Annotated in this window: 27 protein-coding genes and 2 pseudogenes; 18 read left to right on the plus strand and 11 right to left on the minus strand. The window is 31.7% G+C overall.

The genetic code is table 11. The features are described from left to right. The first annotated feature begins 632 nt into the window (after positions 1-632). Positions 633-1,679, plus strand: coding sequence for an IS110 family transposase (locus ACQH6S_RS04780; protein WP_425364374.1), 1,047 nt, complete (start codon positions 633-635; stop codon positions 1,677-1,679). A 527-nt stretch (positions 1,680-2,206) separates the two neighbouring features. Here the strand turns inward: ACQH6S_RS04780 and ACQH6S_RS04785 are convergent. Beyond that, a complete protein-coding gene (locus tag ACQH6S_RS04785) occupies positions 2,207-2,539 on the minus strand; it encodes a palindromic element RPE2 domain-containing protein (protein WP_425364375.1) in 333 nt (110 codons plus the stop codon). A gap of 13 nt (positions 2,540-2,552) precedes the next feature. Here ACQH6S_RS04785 and ACQH6S_RS04790 point away from each other — a divergent pair. The 4 genes and pseudogenes from ACQH6S_RS04790 to ACQH6S_RS04805 all read left to right on the plus strand — a co-directional run. After that, a pseudogene (locus tag ACQH6S_RS04790) lies at positions 2,553-3,251 on the plus strand (MFS transporter); the annotation flags it as partial. Between the two features lie 56 nt (positions 3,252-3,307). Continuing rightward, positions 3,308-3,679 carry an IS630 transposase-related protein gene (locus tag ACQH6S_RS04795; RefSeq protein ID WP_425364376.1) on the plus strand — a complete coding sequence of 124 codons (372 nt, stop codon included), beginning with the start codon at positions 3,308-3,310 and terminating at the stop codon, positions 3,677-3,679. Beyond that, positions 3,643-4,161, plus strand: a complete 519-nt coding sequence (locus tag ACQH6S_RS04800) for an IS630 family transposase (protein WP_425364377.1) — start codon at positions 3,643-3,645, stop codon at positions 4,159-4,161. The genes ACQH6S_RS04795 and ACQH6S_RS04800 overlap by 37 nt, the downstream gene beginning before the upstream one ends. Positions 4,162-4,167: 6 nt before the next feature. Next, entirely contained in the window at positions 4,168-4,815 is a 648-nt protein-coding gene (locus ACQH6S_RS04805; protein WP_425364378.1) for an MFS transporter, read from the plus strand. Here ACQH6S_RS04805 and ACQH6S_RS04810 read toward each other — a convergent pair. From ACQH6S_RS04810 to lepB, 5 genes are all read right to left on the minus strand, one after another. Beyond that, complete coding sequence (locus ACQH6S_RS04810; protein ID WP_341748717.1) at positions 4,730-5,473, minus strand: HD domain-containing protein; 744 nt, start codon at positions 5,471-5,473, stop codon at positions 4,730-4,732. The genes ACQH6S_RS04805 and ACQH6S_RS04810 overlap by 86 nt on opposite strands. A gap of 118 nt (positions 5,474-5,591) precedes the next feature. Next, a complete protein-coding gene (recO, locus tag ACQH6S_RS04815) occupies positions 5,592-6,320 on the minus strand; it encodes a DNA repair protein RecO (RefSeq protein WP_094649025.1) in 729 nt (242 codons plus the stop codon). 2 nt (positions 6,321-6,322) lie between these two features. After that, positions 6,323-7,216: a GTPase Era gene (gene era, locus ACQH6S_RS04820; RefSeq protein WP_425360586.1), complete on the minus strand. Its 894-nt coding sequence runs from the start codon at positions 7,214-7,216 to the stop codon at positions 6,323-6,325. A 16-nt stretch (positions 7,217-7,232) separates the two neighbouring features. Further along, a complete protein-coding gene (gene rnc / locus ACQH6S_RS04825; RefSeq protein ID WP_094649023.1) occupies positions 7,233-7,940 on the minus strand; it encodes a ribonuclease III in 708 nt (235 codons plus the stop codon). Further along, complete coding sequence (gene lepB / locus ACQH6S_RS04830; RefSeq protein ID WP_425360585.1) at positions 7,937-8,731, minus strand: signal peptidase I; 795 nt, start codon at positions 8,729-8,731, stop codon at positions 7,937-7,939. Before lepB ends, rnc begins: the two co-directional genes overlap by 4 nt. A 231-nt stretch (positions 8,732-8,962) precedes the next feature. On the opposite strand from lepB, the gene ACQH6S_RS04835 reads away from it, so the two are divergent. The 8 genes and pseudogenes from ACQH6S_RS04835 (at position 8,963) to ACQH6S_RS04870 (ending at position 13,231) form a co-directional block, all read left to right on the plus strand. Continuing rightward, complete coding sequence (locus ACQH6S_RS04835) at positions 8,963-9,523, plus strand: OmpH family outer membrane protein (protein WP_094649021.1); 561 nt, start codon at positions 8,963-8,965, stop codon at positions 9,521-9,523. A 13-nt stretch (positions 9,524-9,536) separates the two neighbouring features. After that, complete coding sequence (locus tag ACQH6S_RS04840) at positions 9,537-10,994, plus strand: NADP-dependent isocitrate dehydrogenase (RefSeq protein WP_425360584.1); 1,458 nt, start codon at positions 9,537-9,539, stop codon at positions 10,992-10,994. Positions 10,995-11,043: 49 nt separating this feature from the next. Further along, positions 11,044-11,340 (plus strand): Na+/H+ antiporter subunit G, encoded by a 297-nt coding sequence (locus ACQH6S_RS04845; protein WP_094649016.1) that lies wholly within the window; start codon positions 11,044-11,046, stop codon positions 11,338-11,340. Beyond that, positions 11,337-11,594: pseudogene (locus tag ACQH6S_RS04850) on the plus strand (hydrogenase subunit MbhD domain-containing protein); the annotation flags it as partial. The gene ACQH6S_RS04845 and the pseudogene ACQH6S_RS04850, both read left to right, overlap by 4 nt. 9 nt (positions 11,595-11,603) lie before the next feature. Continuing rightward, on the plus strand, positions 11,604-12,068 hold the full coding sequence (mbhE, locus tag ACQH6S_RS04855) for a hydrogen gas-evolving membrane-bound hydrogenase subunit E (RefSeq protein WP_425364709.1): 465 nt from the start codon (positions 11,604-11,606) through the stop codon (positions 12,066-12,068). Further along, positions 12,061-12,519 carry a Na(+)/H(+) antiporter subunit B gene (locus tag ACQH6S_RS04860; protein ID WP_425360583.1) on the plus strand — a complete coding sequence of 153 codons (459 nt, stop codon included), beginning with the start codon at positions 12,061-12,063 and terminating at the stop codon, positions 12,517-12,519. The genes mbhE and ACQH6S_RS04860 overlap by 8 nt, the downstream gene beginning before the upstream one ends. Positions 12,520-12,596: 77 nt before the next feature. Beyond that, positions 12,597-12,914 (plus strand): type II toxin-antitoxin system RelE/ParE family toxin, encoded by a 318-nt coding sequence (locus ACQH6S_RS04865; RefSeq protein ID WP_425360582.1) that lies wholly within the window; start codon positions 12,597-12,599, stop codon positions 12,912-12,914. 11 nt (positions 12,915-12,925) lie between these two features. Then, positions 12,926-13,231 (plus strand): DNA-binding protein, encoded by a 306-nt coding sequence (locus tag ACQH6S_RS04870; protein WP_341759690.1) that lies wholly within the window; start codon positions 12,926-12,928, stop codon positions 13,229-13,231. 145 nt (positions 13,232-13,376) lie between these two features. On the opposite strand, the gene ACQH6S_RS04875 is transcribed toward ACQH6S_RS04870, so the two are convergent. Continuing rightward, entirely contained in the window at positions 13,377-13,709 is a 333-nt protein-coding gene (locus ACQH6S_RS04875; RefSeq protein WP_425364379.1) for a hypothetical protein, read from the minus strand. 210 nt (positions 13,710-13,919) lie between these two features. Between ACQH6S_RS04875 and ACQH6S_RS04880 the strand changes: the two genes are divergently transcribed. From ACQH6S_RS04880 to ACQH6S_RS04900, 5 genes are all read left to right on the plus strand, one after another. Beyond that, positions 13,920-14,567 (plus strand): heme exporter protein CcmB, encoded by a 648-nt coding sequence (locus tag ACQH6S_RS04880; RefSeq protein WP_341748707.1) that lies wholly within the window; start codon positions 13,920-13,922, stop codon positions 14,565-14,567. 112 nt (positions 14,568-14,679) lie between these two features. After that, on the plus strand, positions 14,680-15,123 hold the full coding sequence (locus ACQH6S_RS04885) for a DUF2670 domain-containing protein (RefSeq protein WP_425360580.1): 444 nt from the start codon (positions 14,680-14,682) through the stop codon (positions 15,121-15,123). 42 nt (positions 15,124-15,165) lie between these two features. Beyond that, a complete protein-coding gene (locus ACQH6S_RS04890; protein ID WP_094649010.1) occupies positions 15,166-17,709 on the plus strand; it encodes an N-6 DNA methylase in 2,544 nt (847 codons plus the stop codon). Between the two features lie 129 nt (positions 17,710-17,838). Then, positions 17,839-17,991, plus strand: a complete 153-nt coding sequence (locus tag ACQH6S_RS04895; RefSeq protein WP_425360578.1) for a hypothetical protein — start codon at positions 17,839-17,841, stop codon at positions 17,989-17,991. A gap of 36 nt (positions 17,992-18,027) precedes the next feature. Beyond that, positions 18,028-18,798: a metal ABC transporter permease gene (locus tag ACQH6S_RS04900; protein WP_425364380.1), complete on the plus strand. Its 771-nt coding sequence runs from the start codon at positions 18,028-18,030 to the stop codon at positions 18,796-18,798. A 25-nt stretch (positions 18,799-18,823) separates the two neighbouring features. Here the strand turns inward: ACQH6S_RS04900 and ACQH6S_RS04905 are convergent, their stop codons facing one another. The 4 genes from ACQH6S_RS04905 to ACQH6S_RS04920 form a co-directional block, all read right to left on the minus strand. After that, entirely contained in the window at positions 18,824-19,750 is a 927-nt protein-coding gene (locus tag ACQH6S_RS04905) for a S49 family peptidase (RefSeq protein ID WP_425360576.1), read from the minus strand. A gap of 3 nt (positions 19,751-19,753) precedes the next feature. Then, on the minus strand, positions 19,754-20,488 hold the full coding sequence (locus ACQH6S_RS04910) for a TlpA disulfide reductase family protein (protein ID WP_425360858.1): 735 nt from the start codon (positions 20,486-20,488) through the stop codon (positions 19,754-19,756). Positions 20,489-20,611: 123 nt separating this feature from the next. After that, the gene (locus tag ACQH6S_RS04915) at positions 20,612-21,238 is read right to left on the minus strand and encodes a dioxygenase (protein WP_341759479.1); all 627 of its coding nucleotides are present in this window, start codon (positions 21,236-21,238) and stop codon (positions 20,612-20,614) included. A gap of 226 nt (positions 21,239-21,464) precedes the next feature. Then, a complete protein-coding gene (locus ACQH6S_RS04920; protein WP_425360574.1) occupies positions 21,465-22,682 on the minus strand; it encodes a type IV secretory system conjugative DNA transfer family protein in 1,218 nt (405 codons plus the stop codon). Positions 22,683-22,732 lie beyond the last annotated feature (50 nt).

A 22,732-nucleotide genomic window follows, 5' to 3' on the forward strand; every position in this document is an offset into this window, starting at 1 on the left:
ATAAAATCAGAATTGCCTGGAAATAATTAACAATTGAATAATCATATTCAAAAAATATGATTTACATTTCCATCTATAGCTAATCCTAGAAGATTTTAACCGGATAATGTTTGTCATTCTCGCTTCTCTTTGTCATTCCCGCGTAGGCGGGAATCTAGATCATAGTACCCTACAATTTTTTATTTATTTCCTTATGATGAGTAAAAAAGCTGATTGCTAAGAGTCATTGCGAGGAGCTACTTTAGTAGCGACGAAGCAATCCATGAGAATTAGTATAGATACATCAAGACTATATGGATTGCTTCGTAGGCTCACGCCTCCTCGCAATGACGTTTTTATGTTGCTTAATACTTATAGAATAAAAATTGTAGCTATGAATCTAGATACCTGCATACGCAGGTATGACACTAAGTCGAGTAGGGGTACACTAAATCGAACAGGGAGGATAATGGTTGTCATCCCTGCGAAAGCAGGTATCTAAAAATGCCATGAGGTATAATAGATTCCGCACCGAAGCGGGAATGATGGTATGGACGAGTGAAGCGAAATATGCTTTACTTGTACGGAGTCAGCTGAAAAATAGTTTTCAGCTGCTCCAAATTAAATAATAATTTAATTAATAGGTCCATACCATGATAAATAATAGCATAAAAAATACTATAATAGGAATAGATTTAGCAAAAAATAGTATGCACTTGGTGCAAGTCGATCAAAATGGCAAAAAAATAGGTTACCAAAAAGTTACAAGAGATGAGTTAATAGCCTATTTAAGCAATCTCGATAAAAGTTCATTGGTAGCTATGGAGGCATGTGGAGGAGCTAATTATTGGTCACAGGAAATTGCTAAGCTTGGTTTGCAAGTCAAACTAATGAAAACAAAAGATGTAAAAGTTTATGCTACATCGAAACAGAAAAATGATTATAACGATGCGTTAGTAATATGCAAAGCGGCTCGTGATCCAGAATTAAAAACTGTGCTACTAAAAAGCAAGGAGGAACAAGATATAAAATTCTTGCATAAAATTAGAAGTAATACGATCAGAGATCGTGTGCAAAAAACTAATTCTACAATATCAAGTTTATGTGAATATGGCTATAATACAAAATTAAGTAAAAATAAATTTTGCAAATCATGTAGGCTGGAGGTAGAGTTAGCGTATAGTAAAGGTTATATAAATTCTGGGATAAGGTCAATTTTACTTTTAGAATGTAAAGAAATTGAGGATTTATGTAACAAAGAAAAAACTTTAGAAAAGCTGATTATCAGCAATAATAAGCAAAGTGAGAAAGCTACTAGGTTGCAGACAATTTTTGGCATTGGAGCAATCAATGCTAGTTGTTTGAGTGTAGCCCCAATAGAAAGTTATCCAACCCCGAGGGATTTTGCTGCTTCGCTTGGTTTGGTACCAAAGCAACATAGCTCAGGAGATAAGATAGTTTTAGGAGGGATTACCAAACAAGGAGATAGATATGCCAGAACTATGTTGATTCAAGCCGCAAGGACAATAGCAATAAGAGCAAAAAGTGATAAGGAATCAAAAGATAAACTAGTGCAGTGGGCAGTGAAGAAATTTGCTGAAAATAAATCATATAATATTATATGTGTTGGTTTAGCAAATAAGTTAGCAAGGATTGCTTATGCAGTAGTCACCAATGGTAGCGAATATGTTGCAAATTAGTTTAGTTGGAAAAAAAGAAGAAACTATGTCAACTAAATAAAAATTGGTAATTGATAAATATTGTGAGTAAAGAATAGTAACAATAAAGAGAACGAAAGTTAAAGAGTTAATGAATAAGTATTCTGAATAAAATCCGTAATTATGTCGAGGCTCTAGAAGCCGTGGGAATGAGAGGTCACTCAAGGATATTTATAAGAATGCAGAAACCATTATGGCACTCGATGCCGAATATATGACCGCTTCCTTTGTGGCTCTATTTTTTTTATTTTCTTTGTTGACAAATTCACTCGTCCATATATGACAAATTTTGCGTTTAAAGATAGATGTTGTGACTCGGATATATTCAAATTTCCTTCAAACAACCTACTATTTATAAGCTCTGCAAAAAACTTGATTATTGAGTAAAAGAGATATTGCTAAAATATCACATGAGATTAAGGAATTATTAACCATTAAAATGCTATTCCATGCCAGGGAATTATTAAATATTGTTTTTATTAAGAAAAAATAAAAAATTAATTGACTATTTAGTGTAGGTTATATTTAATTAAAATTGTAACTATTGCTAACGAAATTTTGCTAATAAAGTGTAAACATGGTGAAAACATAATAATATGCCTGATGATTTTGATGGCGATAAATGGAATAAGAAGTATGGTGCGGATTCTGCTCAATTTGACAATCCTATAGTCAATTGATGAGAAGTTGGGGATGTTGTCGCTCGTCGCTCGCCTATTACTTATAGGCGTCGCTCCATCGCTCCTAGCCCCAAATTCTCCTGAATTGACTATATATAATAGGAAATTATGTTTAACAAAATAATCACTGGAGAAATATGAACTATCAGAAATCAATAACAAAACTGGTTCAACTATGAGTGGGCTTGTTCAAGAAAATACCAGGATTATTCCTGATAGGCAGACTAGCCTTACCAGAGAGCAAAAAGAAGCTGTGGGGTTGCTTTCAATAGGAACATTTTTAGAATATTTTGATTTGATGCTTTATGTGCATTTAGCAGTATTATTAAACGAGTTGTTTTTCCCTAAATATGAGTCTTTTGCCGCATCTATGTTAACGGCTTTTGCATTTTGTTCTACTTTTATTTTTCGTCCAATTGGTGCATTAATTTTTGGCTATATTGGGGATAGAGCAGGGCGGAAAGCAACGGTTATTATTACCACCATTATGATGGCAATTTCATGCGTCATAATGGCAAATGTTCCAACTTATGCTCAAATTGGTATTACCGCTTCTATAATAATTACGGTTTGTCGTGTACTACAAGGTATGTCATCAGTAGGAGAATTAGTAGGAGCAGAACTTTATTTAACAGAGACTATAAAACCTCCTATACAATATCCAACAGTAGCTTTTGTTGCCGTTGCTTCTGTTATCGGAACAACAGCTGCACTTGGAGTCGCTTCTCTCGTTACATCATATGGCTTGAATTGGCGTCTTGCTTTTTGGATAGGAGCAATAATTGCTTTAGTTGGTGGGGTTTCCAGAACGACTCTCAGAGAAACACCTGATTTTGTTGATGCAAAACTTAGACTAAAAAAGAAATGTGAGAAAGCTATAGTAAATCAAATTGAATTAGGTGATAAGATGTGGTATAAATAAAGGAAAAAATGTCAACAAGTCCATATAGTCAAGATTTAAGAGAAAAAGTAATAAATTATATAGAAAAAGGTAATAGTCAAGAATCTGCTGCTAGAATATTTGCTATACATAAAAATACAATTAGCCGTTGGAACGTAAGGAGAAGAAAAGAAGGAACAGTGCTGGCAAGAGCTAGACTAGGATTTAAAAGTAAGATTGATAAAAAAGCATTGGAATATTTCGTAACAAATAACCCTAATAGTAAGCTACAAGAAATTGGTAAGAATTTTGGAATTACAGGTTCTCAAGTAGCTAATATATTAAAAAAGTTAGGATTTAGTTATAAAAAAAAACCTTTAGCTATTTGGAAGCAAGTGCAGAGAAACGATCTGATTATTTAGAAAAGATCAGTAAATATGATAAAGATAAAATAGTATATCTTGATGAAAGTGGGATAGATATGACAATTTGCCAAGATAGAGGTTGGGGTAAGATAGGAGAATTATTGATTGGCAAGAAGAGTGGGAAGCATTATCAAAGGACTAATATAATAGCTGGTTTAGTAAATAACAAACCAATAGCCCCTTTTGTTTTTAATAAAACTTGTAATACAGAACTATTTAATAATTGGGTTGAAAAATTTTTGATTAAAGAGTTAACAGCAGGACAGGTTGTAGTGATGGATAACGTTAGTTTTCATAAATCTCAAAAGACAAAAGAGCTAATAGAATCAGTTGGTTGTGAAGTTATTTTTTTACCCCCATATTCTCCAGACTTAAATCCAATAGAAAAATTTTGGGCTAATATGAAGCGATGGATTCGAAACAAAATAGCGGAAATTGGTACATTATCTAAAGCTATTTCTGCATTCTTTGTCACCTAATTCAATTTGATTTACTATAATATTGATATCAAGGAACTTGCTAATAATCCCATTGTTAATGAAAAAGTTAATAAAAAATCAGTGCTATACTTATTTATAGTAAATTGCGTTTGGCCAGTATGTTTTTATTTCTCTTATGTACATTGTGGCAGTCTCCTAAAAAGTTCTTTTGGCTATAGTGCGGAACAAGTAATACATCAGAATTTTATTCTATCAATGATACAGTTGGCTGGCAAATTATTTGTGAGTTATTTAAGTTATAAGATATATCCAATGAAAATTCTAAAAGTGCAATTAGTGGTATTTTCTATTTTTGTGCTATTTTCCCCTTATATTTTGAATAATATAACTGAGGCTTTTTACTTATTTTTATTTCAAATTTTTCTTGTACTGTTTGCTATTGATATTGGACCAGCTGTTCCAATATTTTTCAAATATTTCCCAGTTTTTAAACGTTATACTTATAATAGTATGATATATGCTGTATCACGGGCTTTGATGTATGTTATTACTTCTTTTGGAATTTTATTTTTAACAAAATATTTTGGTCATTGGGGGTTGTTAATTATTATGATTCCAATAAGTGTAGGATTTGCTTTTGGTTTACGTCATTTTCAAAAATTAGAGAAGGAAGCTGGTATTTATGTTGAATAATTGTTGTAGGTTCTAACGGAGATTCAGTACCTAACAAATGTTTGTAACATAAATTAGTTAATGTATTTTCTAGCTGTTTTGTTCCACAATACATACTAATGCTTATAAAATTTTTAAAAGTCTCTTCTACAATTTTCTTAATCTTCTCAGGCGATTTTACACCAATAGTTTGCATATTATGCAGCCGGTCAAATAGTTTGATCAATAAGACATCATATTTTTTCTGTTGAAATAATATATCCAATGTTTCTGCTGCACTGATTTTTCCATAAGATTTAACCCTGGTTAAACCTTCCACTTGCCTAGCGATTTGCTTGTTAAAGATCATAGTGATCATGTCTTCGGTAAGAGTTGTATCCTCAATAGTATCATGCAGTAAGCTGGTAATGATCATATCAGTCCTGAAGTATTTTGGTACCTTTAATGCTGTATGTTCAGCAACCATATATGCTACCTCTATCGGATGGGAGTAATATGGATCGCCGGATTGTCGCATTTGCGAACCATGATATTTCTTGGCGTAATAGATACCTTTTATAATTTCATTAATATTTACTGGTATAGTTACTTGCTGATTTAGCTCGGATAGTTTATTTAGTAGCCTCTTAGTATATTGGCAATCTGTATATTTTATTTCCCAATTATTAATATCTTCCATTTAAATATCCACTACATTGCTTTAACAATAAAATAAATAATAACTAAAAATAAAAATTTTTGCAATAGTTTATTAGATATTAGTTTTAAACAATGGTAATTTTTATACTTTGTTACATTTAAGTTACGTTCCTATTGTTTGAATTTAGTATACATTGTATAAAATTATCTCGTGCATATAATTGTTGCTGTTTGGTACAGAAATATCGATTAAAAAAATAGCTAGTCAACTCAAAAGCTTGTTTTTTATCATTATTAGTAATTTCACACTTAGTGGAGGTTAAGAATTGTGGTAAGATTAGAAGCCTGTCTTGATATTTCAGCCCTGCTGATAAACAGACAGCTTTTCCAGATTTTGGTGAGACATATTTCAGATTTTCTTGGCTACCTGTTACTGTACATTTATCCAACTCAAGACCATATCCCGATTCTTGGAGTATGGCTAATTCAAACCTAGTATACTCTTCAAAAATAAAATTATTTGCTAGGTTGTTTAAATATTTTGCAAAAATTGGGAAAAAATTATTGTGATTTTCTCTTTCATGAAAGGCTATTTTAATAAGGCTAATAATTGAATTAAAGGCATATAGTTTAATTTTATTAGTTATTAAAAGACCAGCGTAAGATTTTATTAACTCGCATTTAGCCATTCCTATATGCTCGTGTAATCTAGCTTGCCAAAAAAAATCAACAATATTACCTTGCTGATTTATAGTGCCAGATTTTCTAGATGTTTCTCGTATTACCCCAGAATATAAGCCATGATTTTTAGTAAAAACTGTAATAATAGCCGAATTTTCTTTTAATGGTTTTTTGCCAATTATTATTCCTATATCTTTAAAATTCATATTCAAGTCTGTTGTAATCGCATATGGCTATATGAGTTTGGGTCATCTTGCCAAAGTTCACGTACTTTTACAAAAAGAAAAAGATGAATTTTACAATCAAAAGATATCTGCATTTCTATTCTTGCCTTAGAACCTATTTCTTTAATTTTACAACCATTTTTTCCTAGAATAATAGTCTTATAAGAATCTCTTGAAACAACTATTACTTGATGAATTTTGATAGATTTATCGTTATTTTCCTGCCACATTTCAGTTTGGACGGTTAAATTGTAAGGTAATTCTTGGTGGAGATTCAAAAATAATTGTTCCCTAGTTATCTCAGCTGCTAAAAATCGCATAGGCAGATTAGTAACATCGTCCTCTTCGTATAGCCAAGGCGATTCTTTAGCGTGGCTTTGGATATAATTGAGTAATTTATTGACATTTTTACCGGATAAAACGGATAGTTTTAATATATAACTATCTACGAACTGAGAATTTAGAGTATTTTCTATTTCTTCTAGATATTCAGAAGGAATATCAATTTTGTTTAATAAGAATATTAAATTTATTTTAAGAGTTTGCAATTTTTTGAGTATTTGCAAAGTAAATTGATCAATAGGTTTCGTACTATCTATGATCAATAATACTAAATCTACACCATGTAAGCTTGACCATGCACACCGTACCATTGCTTTTTCCAGCTGTTTCTTTGGTTCAAATATACCCGGTGTATCTAGTATTATCAGCTGTGTATCTTTTATGGTAACTATTCCGGTTATAATAGAGCGGGTAGTTTGAACTTTAGGAGTAACTATCGATATTTTTTGTCCAATAAGTTTGTTTAATAATGATGATTTACCAGCATTTGGTTTTCCAATGATAGATATGGATATTGTCTTTTGAAATATTTCCATGGACTAGCCTTACAACTTATAAATTGTTGAGGTAATTCATTAATTTACGAGCAGCGACTTTTTCTGCTTCCTTAACTGAATGACCAGTACCAGTTTGTTGATATTCATCCATCTGCACTAATACAGTGAAGATGGCGGCATGAGGGGATCCTTCTCTTTTAATCACTTGATATACCGGCTTTTCACTTCCCTTTTTTTGGGCTAATTCCTGAAGAGTACTTTTAGGATCATAATCAGCTAAATCAATAATATCTATAAATTCATACCATAAATCATATATTATTTTTTTTACGGTATCAATATTACTATCAAGATAAATGGCAGCAATTAATGCCTCCATAGTATTTTCGATATTATTAGGATTTTGTCTTCCTCCTAATAGCTCTTCGCCGTAAGTCATAATAATATAGTCTGACAAATTGATCTTGGCAGCTACCTTACAAAGTAATTCTTTACAGACTAGATAAGCTCTAATTTTTGCTAATTTGCCCTCATTATAAGTAGAGAAATTTTTAAATAAAATTTCAGTAATAGCGAAATTAATTATTGTGTCACCAAGTAATTCTAAACGTTCGTAATTCTTTTGTATTCCATGCTTTAGGGTATTTTGCTTTAAAGAAGGATGGCTTAACGCTTCCAGTAAAAAATTTTTATCATTAAAGCTATATCCTATATCCTGCTCAAGCTTTTCAGGGGCAGAGAGGGTTAATTCTTTTGTACTCATTCTTGTATTTTATCTGCATAAAGAGAGGTAAATAGCCTGTTAAATCTAATAGATGCCAGCCAAGTACCAACACGGAGTATTTGGTTAATTATCCCAATATCACTGTGCCATAATTGTTCTTTTGTCGAAAAAATAATAAATTGTCCTTTGGCAATAAAGTTTTGAAATGGTACAAATCCTAGATCTATCCTACTATCATTCGATTCATCTCTGTTATCGCCAAGAAAGAAATATTTCCCTTCTGGTACATAAAAGATTTCTGTATTACCATATTGATTTTTTAATAAATGATTATCTTGTTTTAATTTATAAGAAAAATAATTTATGCCGTTAGGTAATATTTCCTTATATTTTATATAATTTCTGCCTTGTTCACTTGTATATGTCTCAACTTCAGTACGATCTATAGCTTTATCATTTATATATACTACATCATTGATTAATTGTATTTTATCTCCAGGTAGCCCAATTAACCTTTTTATATATCGAATATCCATATTATTGGGTGGGCGAAAAACTATTATATCTCCTCTTTGTGGCGGCGATGCCAATATTCTACCATTAAAAATATTAGGATAGAAAGGAAAAGAATAATTGCTATATCCATAAGAATATTTTGTTGCAAAAATATAATCATGCTCCAGCACTGTTGCTTTCATTGAACCTGTTGGCACAAAAAAAAGCTCCATTACAAAAAACCTTATCATCAGTGCCAAAAATATTACAAAGATAAAAGATGAGAATTCTTGTATTGGGGTTTTTTTGTTAGTAGCCTTACATGTTATTTTCATATGTAATAATTATTTATAATGAGTAACCTCGGATAATAATAATCCATTACCATGTTGAAATCTAGTAATATTTTGGTATAGTCAATTGATGAGAAGTTGACTATACCTCAAACTTTTTTTAGATTCCGCACCGAAGCGGGAATGACAATGGGAAGCGAGAATGATAAATTGTCATGGCAAGGAACCACTTTTTGGTGGCGAAGCGGTTTATAGAATTAGTAAATTAAAGATATGAAACATTATATTTGGTTAACAATCATAAGTTGTTTAGTAATTAACTACTGCTCAACTATTTATGCGTCTGATACTAACGTTGATAATAGATTTGACGCAAAAATTGCTATTGTAGACGTACAATCAGTTTTAGAACATTCTGCAGCAATCCAGTCTATAAGAAAGACTGTAGAGCAGATAGGTAAACAAATTCGACAAGATTTATCAAAAAAGGATATAGAACTTAAAAAAATAGATAATTTATTAATGGAAAAACGTAATTCTGTAAGTGAGTCAGCTTTTGAGCAAGAAGTTAATGCTTTTAATAAAAAAGTAAATATAGCACAAAAAGAAATACAAGATAGGAAAGCCCGCCTTGAACAGTCTCATGCTGAAGGCATAGGTAAGGTACAAGAAACAATCATAAAAATTATAAATGATTTAGCCGAAAAGCATAATCTTGATTTGGTTATACCTAATACTCAAATTTTATTTGCTAAAAATACCTTAAATATTACCCAAGAAGTAATAGCGGAGCTAAATAATCAATTAAAACATGTTATAATTAAATACGAATAATTTTGAGGCTATAATGAAAGAATTCACGCCTATTACAGTGGCTTATGGTGATGGTATAGGTCCAGAAATCATGCAAGCGGTATTATATATTTTAAAGGAAGCTTCTGCTAGAATACGTATAGAAGTAGTGGAAGTAGGAGAAAAATTATACCAGAAGCATTATACTTCAGGGATAGCACAAGATACTTGGCAATCATTGGCAAGAACTAAGATACTTCTAAAGGCACCTATTACCACCCCTCTAGGTGGTGGGTATAAAAGCCTAAATGTAACTCTTAGAAAAGCCCTATCTCTTTATGCTAATGTTCGCCCTGCTATTTCTTATGCTCCTTTTGTTAAAACACTACATCCACATCTAAACGTAGTGATAGTACGGGAAAATGTTGAAGATTTATATGCAGGAATTGAATATCGCCAAACTCACAATGTTTATGAGTCTCTTAAGCTAATCAGCCGAGTTGGTAGCGAAAGAATTATTAGATATGCCTTTGAGTATGCAATAAAAAATAATCGTAAAAAGGTCACATGTTTCAGTAAAGATAATATTATGAAAATGTCTGACGGGATTTTTCATAAGGTTTTTGAGGAAATTGCTAATGAATATAAGCAGATTCAAGGTGACTATTATCTTATAGATATCGGCACTGCCAGGCTAGCAGCCCAGCCAGAATTATTTGATGTCATTGTAACTTCAAATCTGTATGGTGATATTATATCTGATGTATCTGCAGAAATTTCTGGTTCAGTAGGACTCGCTGGCTCTGCTAATATAGGGCAGAATTATGCTTTATTTGAAGCTGTACATGGTTCTGCCCCAGATATTGCTGGTCGTAATATAGCTAATCCTTCTGGTTTGCTTAACGCCGCAATTATGATGCTAGTTCACATCGGACAACATGATATTGCTGCATTAGTAGAGAATGCCTGGAAAAAAACTATTGAGGATGGGGTTCATACTGGAGATATCTACAATGACAAAATATCTAGCAAAAAAGTTGGTACTACGGAATTTGCCGATGAAGTAGTGAAAAGACTAGGTACTGAACCTTCTACCCTCAAAGTAGCCGCATATTCCTCAGTAGTTGCTCAACAACAAACTATTGAATATATATATTCGATTAATAGTAAAGAAGTTAAAGAATTGGTAGGTAGTGATGTATTCATACAGATGGTGGCATTGACTGCCCATGAGGTAGCAGAAAAAATTCAAACTATCAGTTTAGGTGACTTAGAATTAAAAACCGTATCTTCCATGGGACTTAAATTATGGTCCAGAGATGAGAGATTTGAATTATTATCTGATCATTGGTGTTGTCGCTTTATGGCAAAGAAGGATGGAGAAAGAATAACCCATTTATCTATAGCCCATTTACTTGAACTACTTAGCCAGGCAGAAATAGATTTTATTAAAATTGAGAATCTTTTTGAATTTGATGGGAAAGCAGGGTATTCACTTGCTCAAGGAGAATAGCTAACCATAGCACCCTGGTTAGTTATAAATTTAATTTTTGAGGATAGTTATGATATTTATTATTGGTTATGGATTAACCCTACTTGGAATTATAGCAATATTTTCTGGCATTGTTGGACTTTTTCGATTTCCTGACTTTTATACAAAAATTCATGCTGCCAGTGTAATTGAATGTTGTGGAGTACCTTTATCACTTGTTGGGCTTGCTTTTTTACAACATGATTTTACTAGCTCTTTTAAATTGCTTTTTGCGGCTATATTGATTTTAATATTAAATCCGGTATCTACTCATGCAATTGGTAAGGCTTCCCTATTAAGCCCAAATAACCAAAAAGGATTAAAATGATTGATCGCTTATTTGTTATACCAGACATAATAAATTTCCAACTAGCTAGCTGGTTGCTTGTGGGAATCTTGATATTACTTGTTGTCGTATCAATTAAGCTGATATTTTGTAACTCTTTATTAGAAACAGTGATAATAAACTCTATGTTTAGCTTACTTATTGGTTTATCTTATCTACTGATGGATGCTCCCGACGTGGCAATGACTGAAGTAGCTCTGGGAGCCTGTTTATCTAGCTGTGTATTTTTAGGGTTTCTAAGCAAACTGTCAGCCGTACAGAAAAGTAATAGACCTCCTGCAAAACTCGCTTATGCTGAGGAATTTGAAGGAGACGCGGAACGCAGAACCGCAGCGTACTTAAGTGTATGTGAGGATTCGAGTACCGCATCATTGTCCAAATTACCAGCAGAAGTAGAGTTAGGCAAGAGGTCTAATCTTAAACCAACACGAGTAATAAGTTCAGCAATTATATGCATAATTTTTATAGTAGTATTAACCTTTGCAGGGATTGATTTATTAGAATATGGAGCGATAGATTCTCCATTGCAAAACCATCTAACCAAATATTATATTGAACATACTAAAAGTGACATTGGTATTCCATCTTTTGTTGCAGCCCTATTAGCTAGCTATAGAGGGTATGATACTCTTGGAGAAACTGCCGTCATTTTAATTGCTGGAATATCGGTATTATTACTATTCTCACAAAAAATTACTAAAGATGCTTAAAATAATACTGAGAAATTTTATTATTATAAAACATTCTACTCTTTTTATCTTACCCTATATATTTTTATACGGTCTATATATTCAAATTAATGGTGATGCATCACCAGGGGGCGGATTTCAGGCTGGTACTATATTTGCTTCTACGATAATTGGTTTTGATTTAGTTTATGGTCAATTTAAATTACGGCAATATTTCTCTACTGATTTACTAGTTGGTATGGCTACTATCGGAGTATTGATCTATGCCCTAACCGGTATGGTATCAATATTATTTGACGATAATTATTTAAATTATTATTCTTTGGCAGATGATAAATTGCTAGCTCAACATATTGGTATTTTTACCATTGAGATTGGTGTTGGACTTTGTGTTGCATCGGTTATGTGTTTGATATATTCTATTATTACTGCAAGTAATATTATTAAAAGTGAGCAGATTAAAAATCATTAGACAAGAAGCCTTCTCTGTGCGACAATAAAGTTGTGTATACTAGGAGGTTGCCTACGATAACGGAAGTAATTAATCTAATGCTAAAAATTAAAGACATACATTTTTTTGTAACAAAGAATGGAAAATGCTATATTAAAGAATGGTTACAGAAACTAGATATTCAAATACGAGGACGAATCAATAATAGGCTAGTTAGATTGGAATACGGTGTATATGGAGACTATAAGCATATTAAGGACAATCTATATGAATTAAGGTTCTTCTTCGGAAGAGGATATAGAATATATTTTCTTGAAAAGGATAATAAAATAATTCTTTTATTAAATGCAGGCGATAAAGGCACGCAAAGTAGGGACATCAAAAAAGCACAAGAAATAATAGATATACTTAATTAGAGAATGATTATATGGAAAAATTTACCAATTACTTAAGAGAACAATTAGAAAATAAGGCAGAAGTTACGGAGTATGTGAATGCTGCTTTAGAACAATATTTTCTAGATCGTAATAAGGAATTATTTTTGTCTACTTTAAAAGAAGCTATTATTGCAAGTGGGGGGATAACGAAAATGTCTAAAGATACTCATATAAATAGACAACATATATATAAGATATTATCTAGTAAAGGAAATCCTAGTTTTGATAATATTGGCTCCTTATTAACTGCTTTAGGACTCCAGTTAAAAGTTGAGAGTCAGCCGCATCATTTATAGTCACTTACAAAAATGTAGCTAACTGGCTCAACATATTGGTATTTTTACCATTGAGATTGGTGTTGGACTTTGTGTTGCATCGGTTATGTGTTTGATATATTCTATTATTACTGTTGAAACATAATAAGATAGTGAACAGAATTCTTTATAGTGCATTTTCGGCCATTAATGGAACATCTACATCATTATTTTGATTAGTTGGTATATCACCATTTATTACACCGCCATTTATAAGTTGTAAGGGAACTTCTGCTAACTGATCCAGCCCTGCTTCAGTATTAAAATAACGATCCGGCATCATACATTTTAGCACCTTATGTATGCCTAAACAAACAAGTAATCCAGTTGCTACTACCACGACGCTCCCGAACCCTTTAGTAAAATAGCCCCATTTACTATTCAAGAAACTATTATCCTTTGACAAACCATCACCTGTATTATTGAGCATAGTTATATCTCCATTATTTGTTATAGTCATTTCATTTCAGAAGAATTGGGTAGTAGGAGTGACGAGTGACAATGTCCCCAACTTTTCATCAATTTACTATATATTTAAAAATTTTTCCAAAGTCTTAAGTTGCAGTCATTATTATGTTTGTTATAATTAACCAGAATAATAGCTCCATTAGAAAACATATGCAGACAGAGCCAAGACCACTCTTAATTCAATCAATTCTACTATAGTTATATGCATAAACTAATACAGCTGATCAAATGGGAATATTTAATTCAAAATCGTATTAATAATCTTAGTAAATATCTATTTATATTCTTTTTATTTTGTATTTTCAGTACTGCTTTAATTAATGACCAAACAGATATTAAAAAATTTGGAATTATTTTTTCAGTAATTGTTTTACCGATAGCTCTAATTGGCTTTTCTAGTCTAATATTTCAGCAAGATGTTGAGGACGGAAGTTTAGAGTTACTATTATCTAGCTTCAATGAGAGTGAAATTATTGCCGCTAAATTAATTACCATAATTGTTAGTTCCCTCACCAGTGCTTTATTAAATATGCCAATAATTTATATTATCTTCGATCTTGACATGCTAACAGTAAGCTATCTTTTGATCAATCTAATTCTATTATTAATTTTGTCCAGTAGCCTATTAGTTTTAATTGGAGCTGTTCAAAGCTATTTTAGGTCAAATACTAATCTATTAGCAATATTAATCATGCCGCTACTAATACCCAACATCATACTTAGCGGTCTTGTTTTACAAAATTTTGATAATATCAATCTAATTTTTGTTATGATTGGTATCAATATGGTCCTTGTACCAATAATATTTTATCTCTCATCCTATCTAATTAAGAATATTTACAACATTTAATTTTAATTATACACTATACTGACCCTTGCACTAATAAAAAAATTGTTATTTTTTTACAATTCATGTAATTTCTACTCGTAGATTTTTTAACTATTTTTCGGTAATTATATATATGTGGCAAGCTTTAAGAAGACTAATAGCAGCTAACCCTATGGGAATGTTTTTATGGACTATCATAGCCAAATGGTACGTTATGATAGCTGTTGCTTCTCTGGTAATATTATTTTGGGTAGCTAAAGGACTCGAACAAATTGGACTTATCAGCTATATAACAACTGCTACCACTGAAATTCTTGATACGTCAAAATCAATTGCTCAACATTGTACTCCAAAATTAGGTCCCAACTTTGAAAATTTAACCAATTTTTGGAAATGTTTAGGAGATCCACCAAAATATGAGGTTAGAGAAGAAACCGGTGAGAAAGCTTTAGAAGAGGGATTAAAGAAGTTATTGCCTAAAGATGGAACTGTGCCGGAAATGCTCCCTTATCGCAATCCTTATGACTCTCCTGACAATTCTAACGATAGTGATGGTAAATCAACTGATGGCAAATGAGAATAATATAAGTATAAGTTAGGGTAATCAATAAAAATTAGTATGTTAAAGGATGGATACATTAATGACTTTGCAACAAACAAAGCTGTAGATTTAAAAAAGCCTGAAGAAAAAGTACGACAAGAATATGAAAAGATATTGTATGACGACTATTTTTATGACAAAGAGCAATTAGATATTGAAGTTTCAATACAAATGGGTAGTGCTGTAAAAAAAGCAGATATTGTAATATATAAAAATAAATCAAAAAATAGAAATCAATATAGCGATATACTTGGTATTGTTGAGGTTAAAAAGAAAAGTAGAAAAGACGGTTTAGAACAACTGACGAGTTATATGCAAGCTACTTCTGCTTTGTTCGGAGTTTGGACTAATGGAGAAGAAATTGAATATTTATATAAAAATTCTAAAGGAGAAGTAAAGAAAGATTGTCTATTTAACATACCGAAAAAAGGAGAAACGATAGAAGCAATAGGTAATATAACAAAAGATAAATTAAAACCTGTTAAAAATCTAAAACCTGTTTTTAGGCGTATACTAAATACTTTATATTCTAATACAAATATTAGTAGGAAAGAAAAGCTTGGAAGCGAAATGATTAAACTAATCTTTTGTAAGATTATTGATGAGAAATATGAACTTGATAGTTTGCCAAATTTTAGAATAACAACAGAAGAAATGGAGACAATAAATAATGATAAAAGTGAAAATGAAGAAATTAAGATAGCACAATATGGTAAAGTTAAAAAACGAATACAAAAATTGTTTATAAAAGTAAAAGAAGAATTAGAAGATGATGGAATTTTTATTACAAATGAAGAAATAACACTTGATGCAAAATCAATTGTTTATGTAGTTGGAGAACTAGAGCAAATCGCATTACTAAAAACTGAAAAAGATATAGTAGGGGAGGCTTTTGAAACTTTTGCAGAAAGTAAATTAGTTGGTGAAAAAGGTGAATTTTTTACACCTAGAGAAATTGTAAAGCTTGCAGTGCAAATTTTGGATCCATCCCCAAATCAGACCATTATAGACCCTGCTTGTGGTAGTGGTGGTTTTTTAATATATGCACTTGAACATGTTTGGAAAAAAATGGATCATGATCGAACATATAAAAATTCAACAGATATAAATAGGTTAAAAAAGCAAATAGCCGAAAAGTGTTTTTATGGATTAGAGAAAGAAATAGATTTAGTTAAGATATGCAAAGCATATATGACAATTATAGGTGATGGTAAGAGTAAAATTGTTCAAGAAAATACATTGCATCCAATTCATGAATTCCAGGTAAAAACAAAAGAATTAATTACAACTCAAAAAGACGGTGAAATTGAACTAAACACTTTTGATTTTGTTGTTACAAATCCTCCATTTGGTAGCAAAATCAAGGTTCTAAAAGAAGACTGTAAATATTTTGAACTAGGGCATCAATATAAAAAAGAAGGTAATTCTTTTATAAGAACTAATAAAGTAAAAGAAACTGAACCTCAAGAGTTATTTATAGAAAGATGTTTGCAATTATTAAAAGATGGAGGTAAACTTGCAATAGTCTTACCAGAGACTTACCTTCATGCCCCTTCTAAAAAACACGTTCTAGATTTTTTAGTTAAAGAAAATAATATTATTGCAGTTATAGACCTACCTCATAATACTTTTAGACCTTATTGTAATGCGAAAACTTGTTTATTAGTATTAGAAAAAGGCAAAAGACAAAATAGTGATATTATCATGGCTGTTGCAGAAGAAATGGGGCATGATCATACTGGAAGATTAATTTATAGGTACGATAGTACAAATGAGGTATTTACAAAAGAAATTTGGGACGATACAGAAACCATAAGAAATGAGTTGTTATCTAAAAAATTCAATAAAAATACCTTTATAACTTCAAGTTCTGATATCACCAATAACGTTTATGTACCACGCTATTACTGGAAAAAAAAAGAAGAAGAAATAAAAGAGATAGCTAATAATCAAAAATTTAAACTTATTACAATTAACGAATTATTAAAGCAAAATATTTTACAAGCATTTAACGGACACGGTTCACCGCCAAGCGAGTATAAAGGGACTGGAACAGTCCCTTATGTTAGAGTGGCTGATATAATTAATTGGGAAATTTACAAGAACCCAACTGCATTAGTACCAGAACATATATATCATAAAATCAAAGGTAAGAATGGTTTGTCTTTACAACAAGAGGATGTAGTCTTTGTTCGTAGAGGAAGTTATAGGATAGGGTCTGTTGCAATGATTTCAAAATTTGATACGAATGTTTTATTGACTAATGAAATTACAACTTTTAGAATTATTAATCAACATAACATTTACAATATTACATCGTATTATTTTCTATTTGCTATGTCTCATTCAATTACACAAAAACAGCTATATAACAAAATATTCATAGACACAACTCTACCAAATATAGGAGATAGATGGAAGGAACTTTTAATACCTATTCCATTAGATAGAAATAAAACTTTAGAGATTTCAAATAAGATTAAAGATACATTTACTCAAAAATGGCAAGCTTTGGACAAACTATCTTTTTTAAGGGATGAGTTTGGTGATATTGTAACATAGTTGAATCCATGAGAATTAGTATAGATACATCAAGACTATATGGGTTGCTTCGTTGTGCAGTTTCTGCACTCCTCGCAATGACTGACGGGTTATAGATGCCTACGTCATTGCGAGCGAACGTACGTAAGCGTGGCAATCCAGAAGCCTATAGTCAATTCAGGAGAATTGGGTAGTAGAAACGATAGAGCGACGCCTATAAAAGTAATAGGTGAGCAACGAGTGCAACGTTTCCAAATTCTCCTGAATTGGCTATATATAACCATAAAAATAATTAAGCACTAAGTGCTATTCTCAATTTATTTATTAAAAATCGTATAAATGACTCTAATAATATTAACTATAATTCTAATTAGTTTAATTTTTGCTCCTCTTGGTTGTCTAAGTTTATGGAAAAAATATATTTATTTTGGTGATGGTTTGTCGCATGCTAGTTTACTGGCTGGGAGTATTAGCCTTATAATCCATTTGCCTGTTGTTTATTCGGGATTAATTGTCGCTATTATCTTTGCTATCTTAGTATTTACCTTAAAAAATAGATCAGGTGGTAGTAATGTGGTAATCTTGGTATCAAATTTTATGTTATCTTTGGCTTTGGTAATAAGTTATATGTATCCACTACAGATTAAGATTACTAGCCTATTATTTGGCGATATTTTATCTAGCTCCTTAAATGATATATTAATTTTATCAGTCATATTTCTGTTAGTTATTTTTTTCATTTGCTATTTCTACCGTCAGATTATTCTAATTGTAATTAATAGAGATATTGCTCAAATTAAAGGGATAAAAGTAAGAACCATTGAATTGGCATTTTTGTTACTTTTATCTTTATCAGTATTCTCGACTATTAAAATTGTTGGAGCACTACTTGTCACTAGTATTTTGTTGATTCCAACCATGACGGCTAGGATGATTTCTAGTAACCCTGCTCAAATGATTATCAATTCAGTTATCGTGGCTTTAATTGTAAATTTCCTTGGTTTAACAGCATCATTATATCTTGATGTACCAATTACCCCAATAATTACTGTAATAAATACTATGGTTTATTGTTTATTCTATATAATTTCACGAGCAACTAAAGTATAGCATAAAAATTGTAGGGTTAGTTATATTACCGTATATTAAATCTATCATAGGTAATTTTATTATCTATCGATTCAATCAAGCTATCAGAAAATTCTTGCACGAAATCATGCCTTACCATACCAAGCTTTCTCTTAATCCATGATTGTTTATTAGCTACATATTTAATAGTGACATCCCCGTATTTCTTTTTTATAAAACTATACATATCATCTATACCATCAATTAAACCAAAATCAACAGCAGTTTGTCCAGACCAGAATTCTCCATTAAATAAAATATCATCTTCTTGAGTTAACTTACTGACTCGACGTTCTTTAACATAATCTATAAAATGTTGATGAATCTGTTTTTGTAGATGCTTAATAATTTTAATATCTTCCTTTTGCACTGGTTGAAATGGATCAAGGATAGATTTATTTTTACCTTCTGCATAGACTCTCCTTTCTATACCAAGCTTATCGATAGCAGCGGGGAACCCAAAACCAGTCGAAATAACTCCTATACTACCAATAATTGAACTCCTAGACGCATATATTTGGTCGCCAATGCAGGCAAGCCAATATCCACCAGATGCTGCTACATCTTCTACAAAACTATAAATGGGTATTTTCTTTTCCTGAGCTAACAACCTTATACGTTTACTAATCAGCTCAGATTGCACAGGTGAACCACCTGGAGAATTTATACTTAAACATAGAGCCTCAAGATTTTTGATTTCAAAAGCCTTGTCAATTAACTCATGTAGTGACTCAATAGTTAGCCCTGATTTTATTGAGCTTACTTTACCGATAACTCCACTAAGGCGAAGAACCGCAACTACTGGCTTTGATGCCCCAGAACCTATTATAGGTAACAAGGAAAATAATTGTTCTAACTTACCTACTTGACGTTTAGCAATTACCTGTTCAAATTTCGTGTCGGCAATTGAATTTTTATTATGTGCTTTACGCATTGGTTACTCCTTTTTTGTTTCTTCAGAAGCATTATGATCTTCTTTTATGTTTTGTTGTACTTCTAGTTTTTTATCTTTCTGTTCTTTAGGTGCTAACTGTTTATTAATCGGTTGATTAATCGTTTGTTCACGGTAACTATTCTTAGGTTCTGGATGATTTCCAGGAATGTTTGACAAAATAATATTCCGAATTTCTGTATCGTACCAATTAATAATACCAACAAAACTTGCTAACATTTTTCCATCTGGACTAATTAGAATAGCAGTTGGTATACCAACTATTGAAAGAGCTTTAAATAATTGATTCCTAAAATCATGATAGATTGGTAAATATCTTATATCATAATTTTTATAATATTTTTGTATAACCTCTATGCCTTGGTAGTCTTGTGATACAGGAATTATGGCGAATGGCAGCTTTCTAAAATCTTTTTGCAATATATCTAAATCTGGCATTTCCTTAACACAAGACGCACACCATGTTGCCCAAAATACCAATAATATCGTTTTTCCTTCAAAATTATCAAGAGAATATTTTCCACCTTTATCATCGAAAAAAAATACCGTATCTGGAACGGGAGATGAATCAAGCATTTTTACGCCTGACTTGCTATAATCTAATGCAAAACTATTAGTGATGCACAATAAGTATGCTACAATCAAAAAAAACAGTTTACTATATTTTTTAATATACCTATAAACAATAGAATTATTGCCAACTAATTTATTAATTATCATGAAAAACAATATTTTTTTACCTCTAATATTATTAAGCTGCTTAATTTTAACTTCTTGTGGACTAAAAAAGCCATTAGAAAAGCCCATTGTAGAAGATTGTTGCGGATGTAAATAATCCAACCTTTAATATCTTTTGAATGTTCGTCCTGGCATCACAACCTTAAACTCATAAGTTTTGATGCCACTATGAACACTAGTCAGAACATGGCTAACTTCTCCGCAATTATCTAAATCAACCATTGAGTTAGATAAATATAACTTAGTTTGTAATTGCCCAAGATCCAAATGCTCAACTCTAATGTTTACATTAGCAGTTTCACGACCAATTTTACTAGGGTATATAGTAACAAAATAGAACTCTCCTTTATTATTGGTAGTAGCCGTACCAGACCCGGTAAAACTTGATTTACTTACAAGATTTAGCATTTTTTTATTGATACGAGTACGAAGTGGTATATAGGGATATTTTCCATCACTTCCAACTTGCCATAAATATATTTTTGCATCTGATACTGGAACGCAATGCTGGTCTAACAATATACCCTTCACTATAATTTTTGTACCACGATAGACCGATTGTTGACCTGTGCTTCTAAGTAAGTTATTGGATGATTGAAACTCTAGCGGTTCATAATCATTTATTGTACTCTTAGTAATCTTACAGCAATTAAGCCTATTAGGATAATAGTTAGGTTCACTTGCTATAGCAATAGTAGAACACAAACAGATTAGAAATAATAACTTTTTCATGTTTTGCCACTTATGTTTAATTAATTATCATAGACAGCCTTCTAGGTGATACAACTGTCGAAAGTTAGAAAATGACGCTTTAGAGTTCATAGTGACTAGAAATGAATTGCCACGACCTACTTGCGTGATCCGCAATGACGTTTGGGATAGTAAGAGCCTGTTTGTCTTTACCACAAAGTGGCTCCCGCTAATGACGGCATAATGCCAACCAGGTTAGCTCTACAAATCACCACAACACCGCTGGAGCAATAATTTTTTTCTTTATTTCCTCGTCATCATAATAGAAAACTTTTTTTAAAATTACAGGTTGTTCTTTGTCCATTAAAATAATTTGAGAATCTACTGGCAAACTCATGACTTGCTCCCAGGATAGCAGTTCTGTATTTTTTTCCCGATCTTGGCATATTTCAGATATAAGATTTGCCGTTTTATAATTATTAGCCCCAAATGCTATTTTACACGGACAGTCTGATATAATATTTTCAGTTTCATTTTCACCATAAACTTCCTCTATTTTGCCAATATTTGACGATATCAAGAATAGTTTAATTTTGTAACCACGAAAATAAGGTAAACATGATGTAAACATTTCCAATTTGCCAACTGAATAAAACTCATCCATCAATAAGCATACTCCTACGTTTTTCTCAGTATGACCAAGATTTTGGGCGGTATTTATCAACCTATCTGCCATATGGTTGTAGAATAATTGCAATACTGGTTGCAGCCTCTTAATGTCTGCAGGGTTTACTCCGACATAAAGAGTCATTTTGCTTACTTTTAAATCGGCAATATCGAAGTCTGATTTTGAAGTAGCATAATCAATGAATGGGTTAGTCCATGGATATAGATAATGACTTAGCTCCTTGATTATAGCATTTTGTTCTTTAGTAGTTTTGCTCAAAAAAGACGAGATTATTTCAAGACCATACTCATGAATTGTAACTTTCGCCTTATCAATTCCATCTGATAGTTCTTGAGCTAAATTCCTTTGTAACATTCTTGCTATTTCACCTAACGATCTTGTTTTGGTAGTATCGTTGCAAAGATATAGAACCAATCCAGTAAATAAGCTTTTGCTACTAGCATTATCTTTGATCAATAAATCAGCAATCTTTTGAATGTCATTGATTATTTCTCTGGAATCCGAATTAATATAATCCAGCGGATTATATCTATGAGTTTTGTCTTTACCCGAGAGCGGATTGAAGACAAAAATCTTATGTCCAATCGATGCTCTGTATCCACTTGTAAGTTGGTAATTCTCGAGCTTTATATCATGAACAACACATGACTCGGAATAAGTTAACAAAGTAGGAAGGACAAAGCATACCCCTTTACCAGAGCCATGTGGTGCTAGTAATAAAATAGGTTGATAACCTTCGGCATATAGAGGTTTGCCATTTTCATGGTTACCTAAAAATATTGCATTTTCAGAGGACATTTTGTAAACCGGAATTAAAGATTGCAAGTAAGTAAAAATATCATACGAAT

Source organism: Candidatus Tisiphia endosymbiont of Mystacides longicornis, from assembly GCF_964031095.1.
In the GTDB taxonomy this organism is placed as follows: Bacteria; Pseudomonadota; Alphaproteobacteria; order Rickettsiales; family Rickettsiaceae; genus Tisiphia.

Coding starts and splice junctions, on each gene's coding strand:
- ACQH6S_RS04920 (WP_425360574.1), bottom strand. CDS start 22,682: ATGTCCTCTGAAAATGCAATATTTTTAGGTAACCATGAAAATGGCAAA.
- ACQH6S_RS04900 (WP_425364380.1), top strand. CDS start 18,028: ATGACTCTAATAATATTAACTATAATTCTAATTAGTTTAATTTTTGCT.
- ACQH6S_RS04840 (WP_425360584.1), top strand. CDS start 9,537: ATGAAAGAATTCACGCCTATTACAGTGGCTTATGGTGATGGTATAGGT.
- ACQH6S_RS04810 (WP_341748717.1), bottom strand. CDS start 5,473: ATGGAAGATATTAATAATTGGGAAATAAAATATACAGATTGCCAATAT.
- ACQH6S_RS04865 (WP_425360582.1), top strand. CDS start 12,597: ATGCTAAAAATTAAAGACATACATTTTTTTGTAACAAAGAATGGAAAA.
- ACQH6S_RS04885 (WP_425360580.1), top strand. CDS start 14,680: ATGTGGCAAGCTTTAAGAAGACTAATAGCAGCTAACCCTATGGGAATG.
- ACQH6S_RS04845 (WP_094649016.1), top strand. CDS start 11,044: ATGATATTTATTATTGGTTATGGATTAACCCTACTTGGAATTATAGCA.
- ACQH6S_RS04780 (WP_425364374.1), top strand. CDS start 633: ATGATAAATAATAGCATAAAAAATACTATAATAGGAATAGATTTAGCA.
- ACQH6S_RS04870 (WP_341759690.1), top strand. CDS start 12,926: ATGGAAAAATTTACCAATTACTTAAGAGAACAATTAGAAAATAAGGCA.
- rnc (WP_094649023.1), bottom strand. CDS start 7,940: ATGAGTACAAAAGAATTAACCCTCTCTGCCCCTGAAAAGCTTGAGCAG.
- ACQH6S_RS04835 (WP_094649021.1), top strand. CDS start 8,963: ATGAAACATTATATTTGGTTAACAATCATAAGTTGTTTAGTAATTAAC.
- ACQH6S_RS04795 (WP_425364376.1), top strand. CDS start 3,308: ATGTCAACAAGTCCATATAGTCAAGATTTAAGAGAAAAAGTAATAAAT.
- ACQH6S_RS04875 (WP_425364379.1), bottom strand. CDS start 13,709: ATGACTATAACAAATAATGGAGATATAACTATGCTCAATAATACAGGT.
- ACQH6S_RS04890 (WP_094649010.1), top strand. CDS start 15,166: ATGTTAAAGGATGGATACATTAATGACTTTGCAACAAACAAAGCTGTA.
- era (WP_425360586.1), bottom strand. CDS start 7,216: ATGGAAATATTTCAAAAGACAATATCCATATCTATCATTGGAAAACCA.
- ACQH6S_RS04860 (WP_425360583.1), top strand. CDS start 12,061: ATGCTTAAAATAATACTGAGAAATTTTATTATTATAAAACATTCTACT.
- recO (WP_094649025.1), bottom strand. CDS start 6,320: ATGAATTTTAAAGATATAGGAATAATAATTGGCAAAAAACCATTAAAA.
- lepB (WP_425360585.1), bottom strand. CDS start 8,731: ATGAAAATAACATGTAAGGCTACTAACAAAAAAACCCCAATACAAGAA.
- ACQH6S_RS04910 (WP_425360858.1), bottom strand. CDS start 20,488: ATGATAATTAATAAATTAGTTGGCAATAATTCTATTGTTTATAGGTAT.
- ACQH6S_RS04905 (WP_425360576.1), bottom strand. CDS start 19,750: ATGCGTAAAGCACATAATAAAAATTCAATTGCCGACACGAAATTTGAA.
- ACQH6S_RS04915 (WP_341759479.1), bottom strand. CDS start 21,238: ATGAAAAAGTTATTATTTCTAATCTGTTTGTGTTCTACTATTGCTATA.
- ACQH6S_RS04880 (WP_341748707.1), top strand. CDS start 13,920: ATGCATAAACTAATACAGCTGATCAAATGGGAATATTTAATTCAAAAT.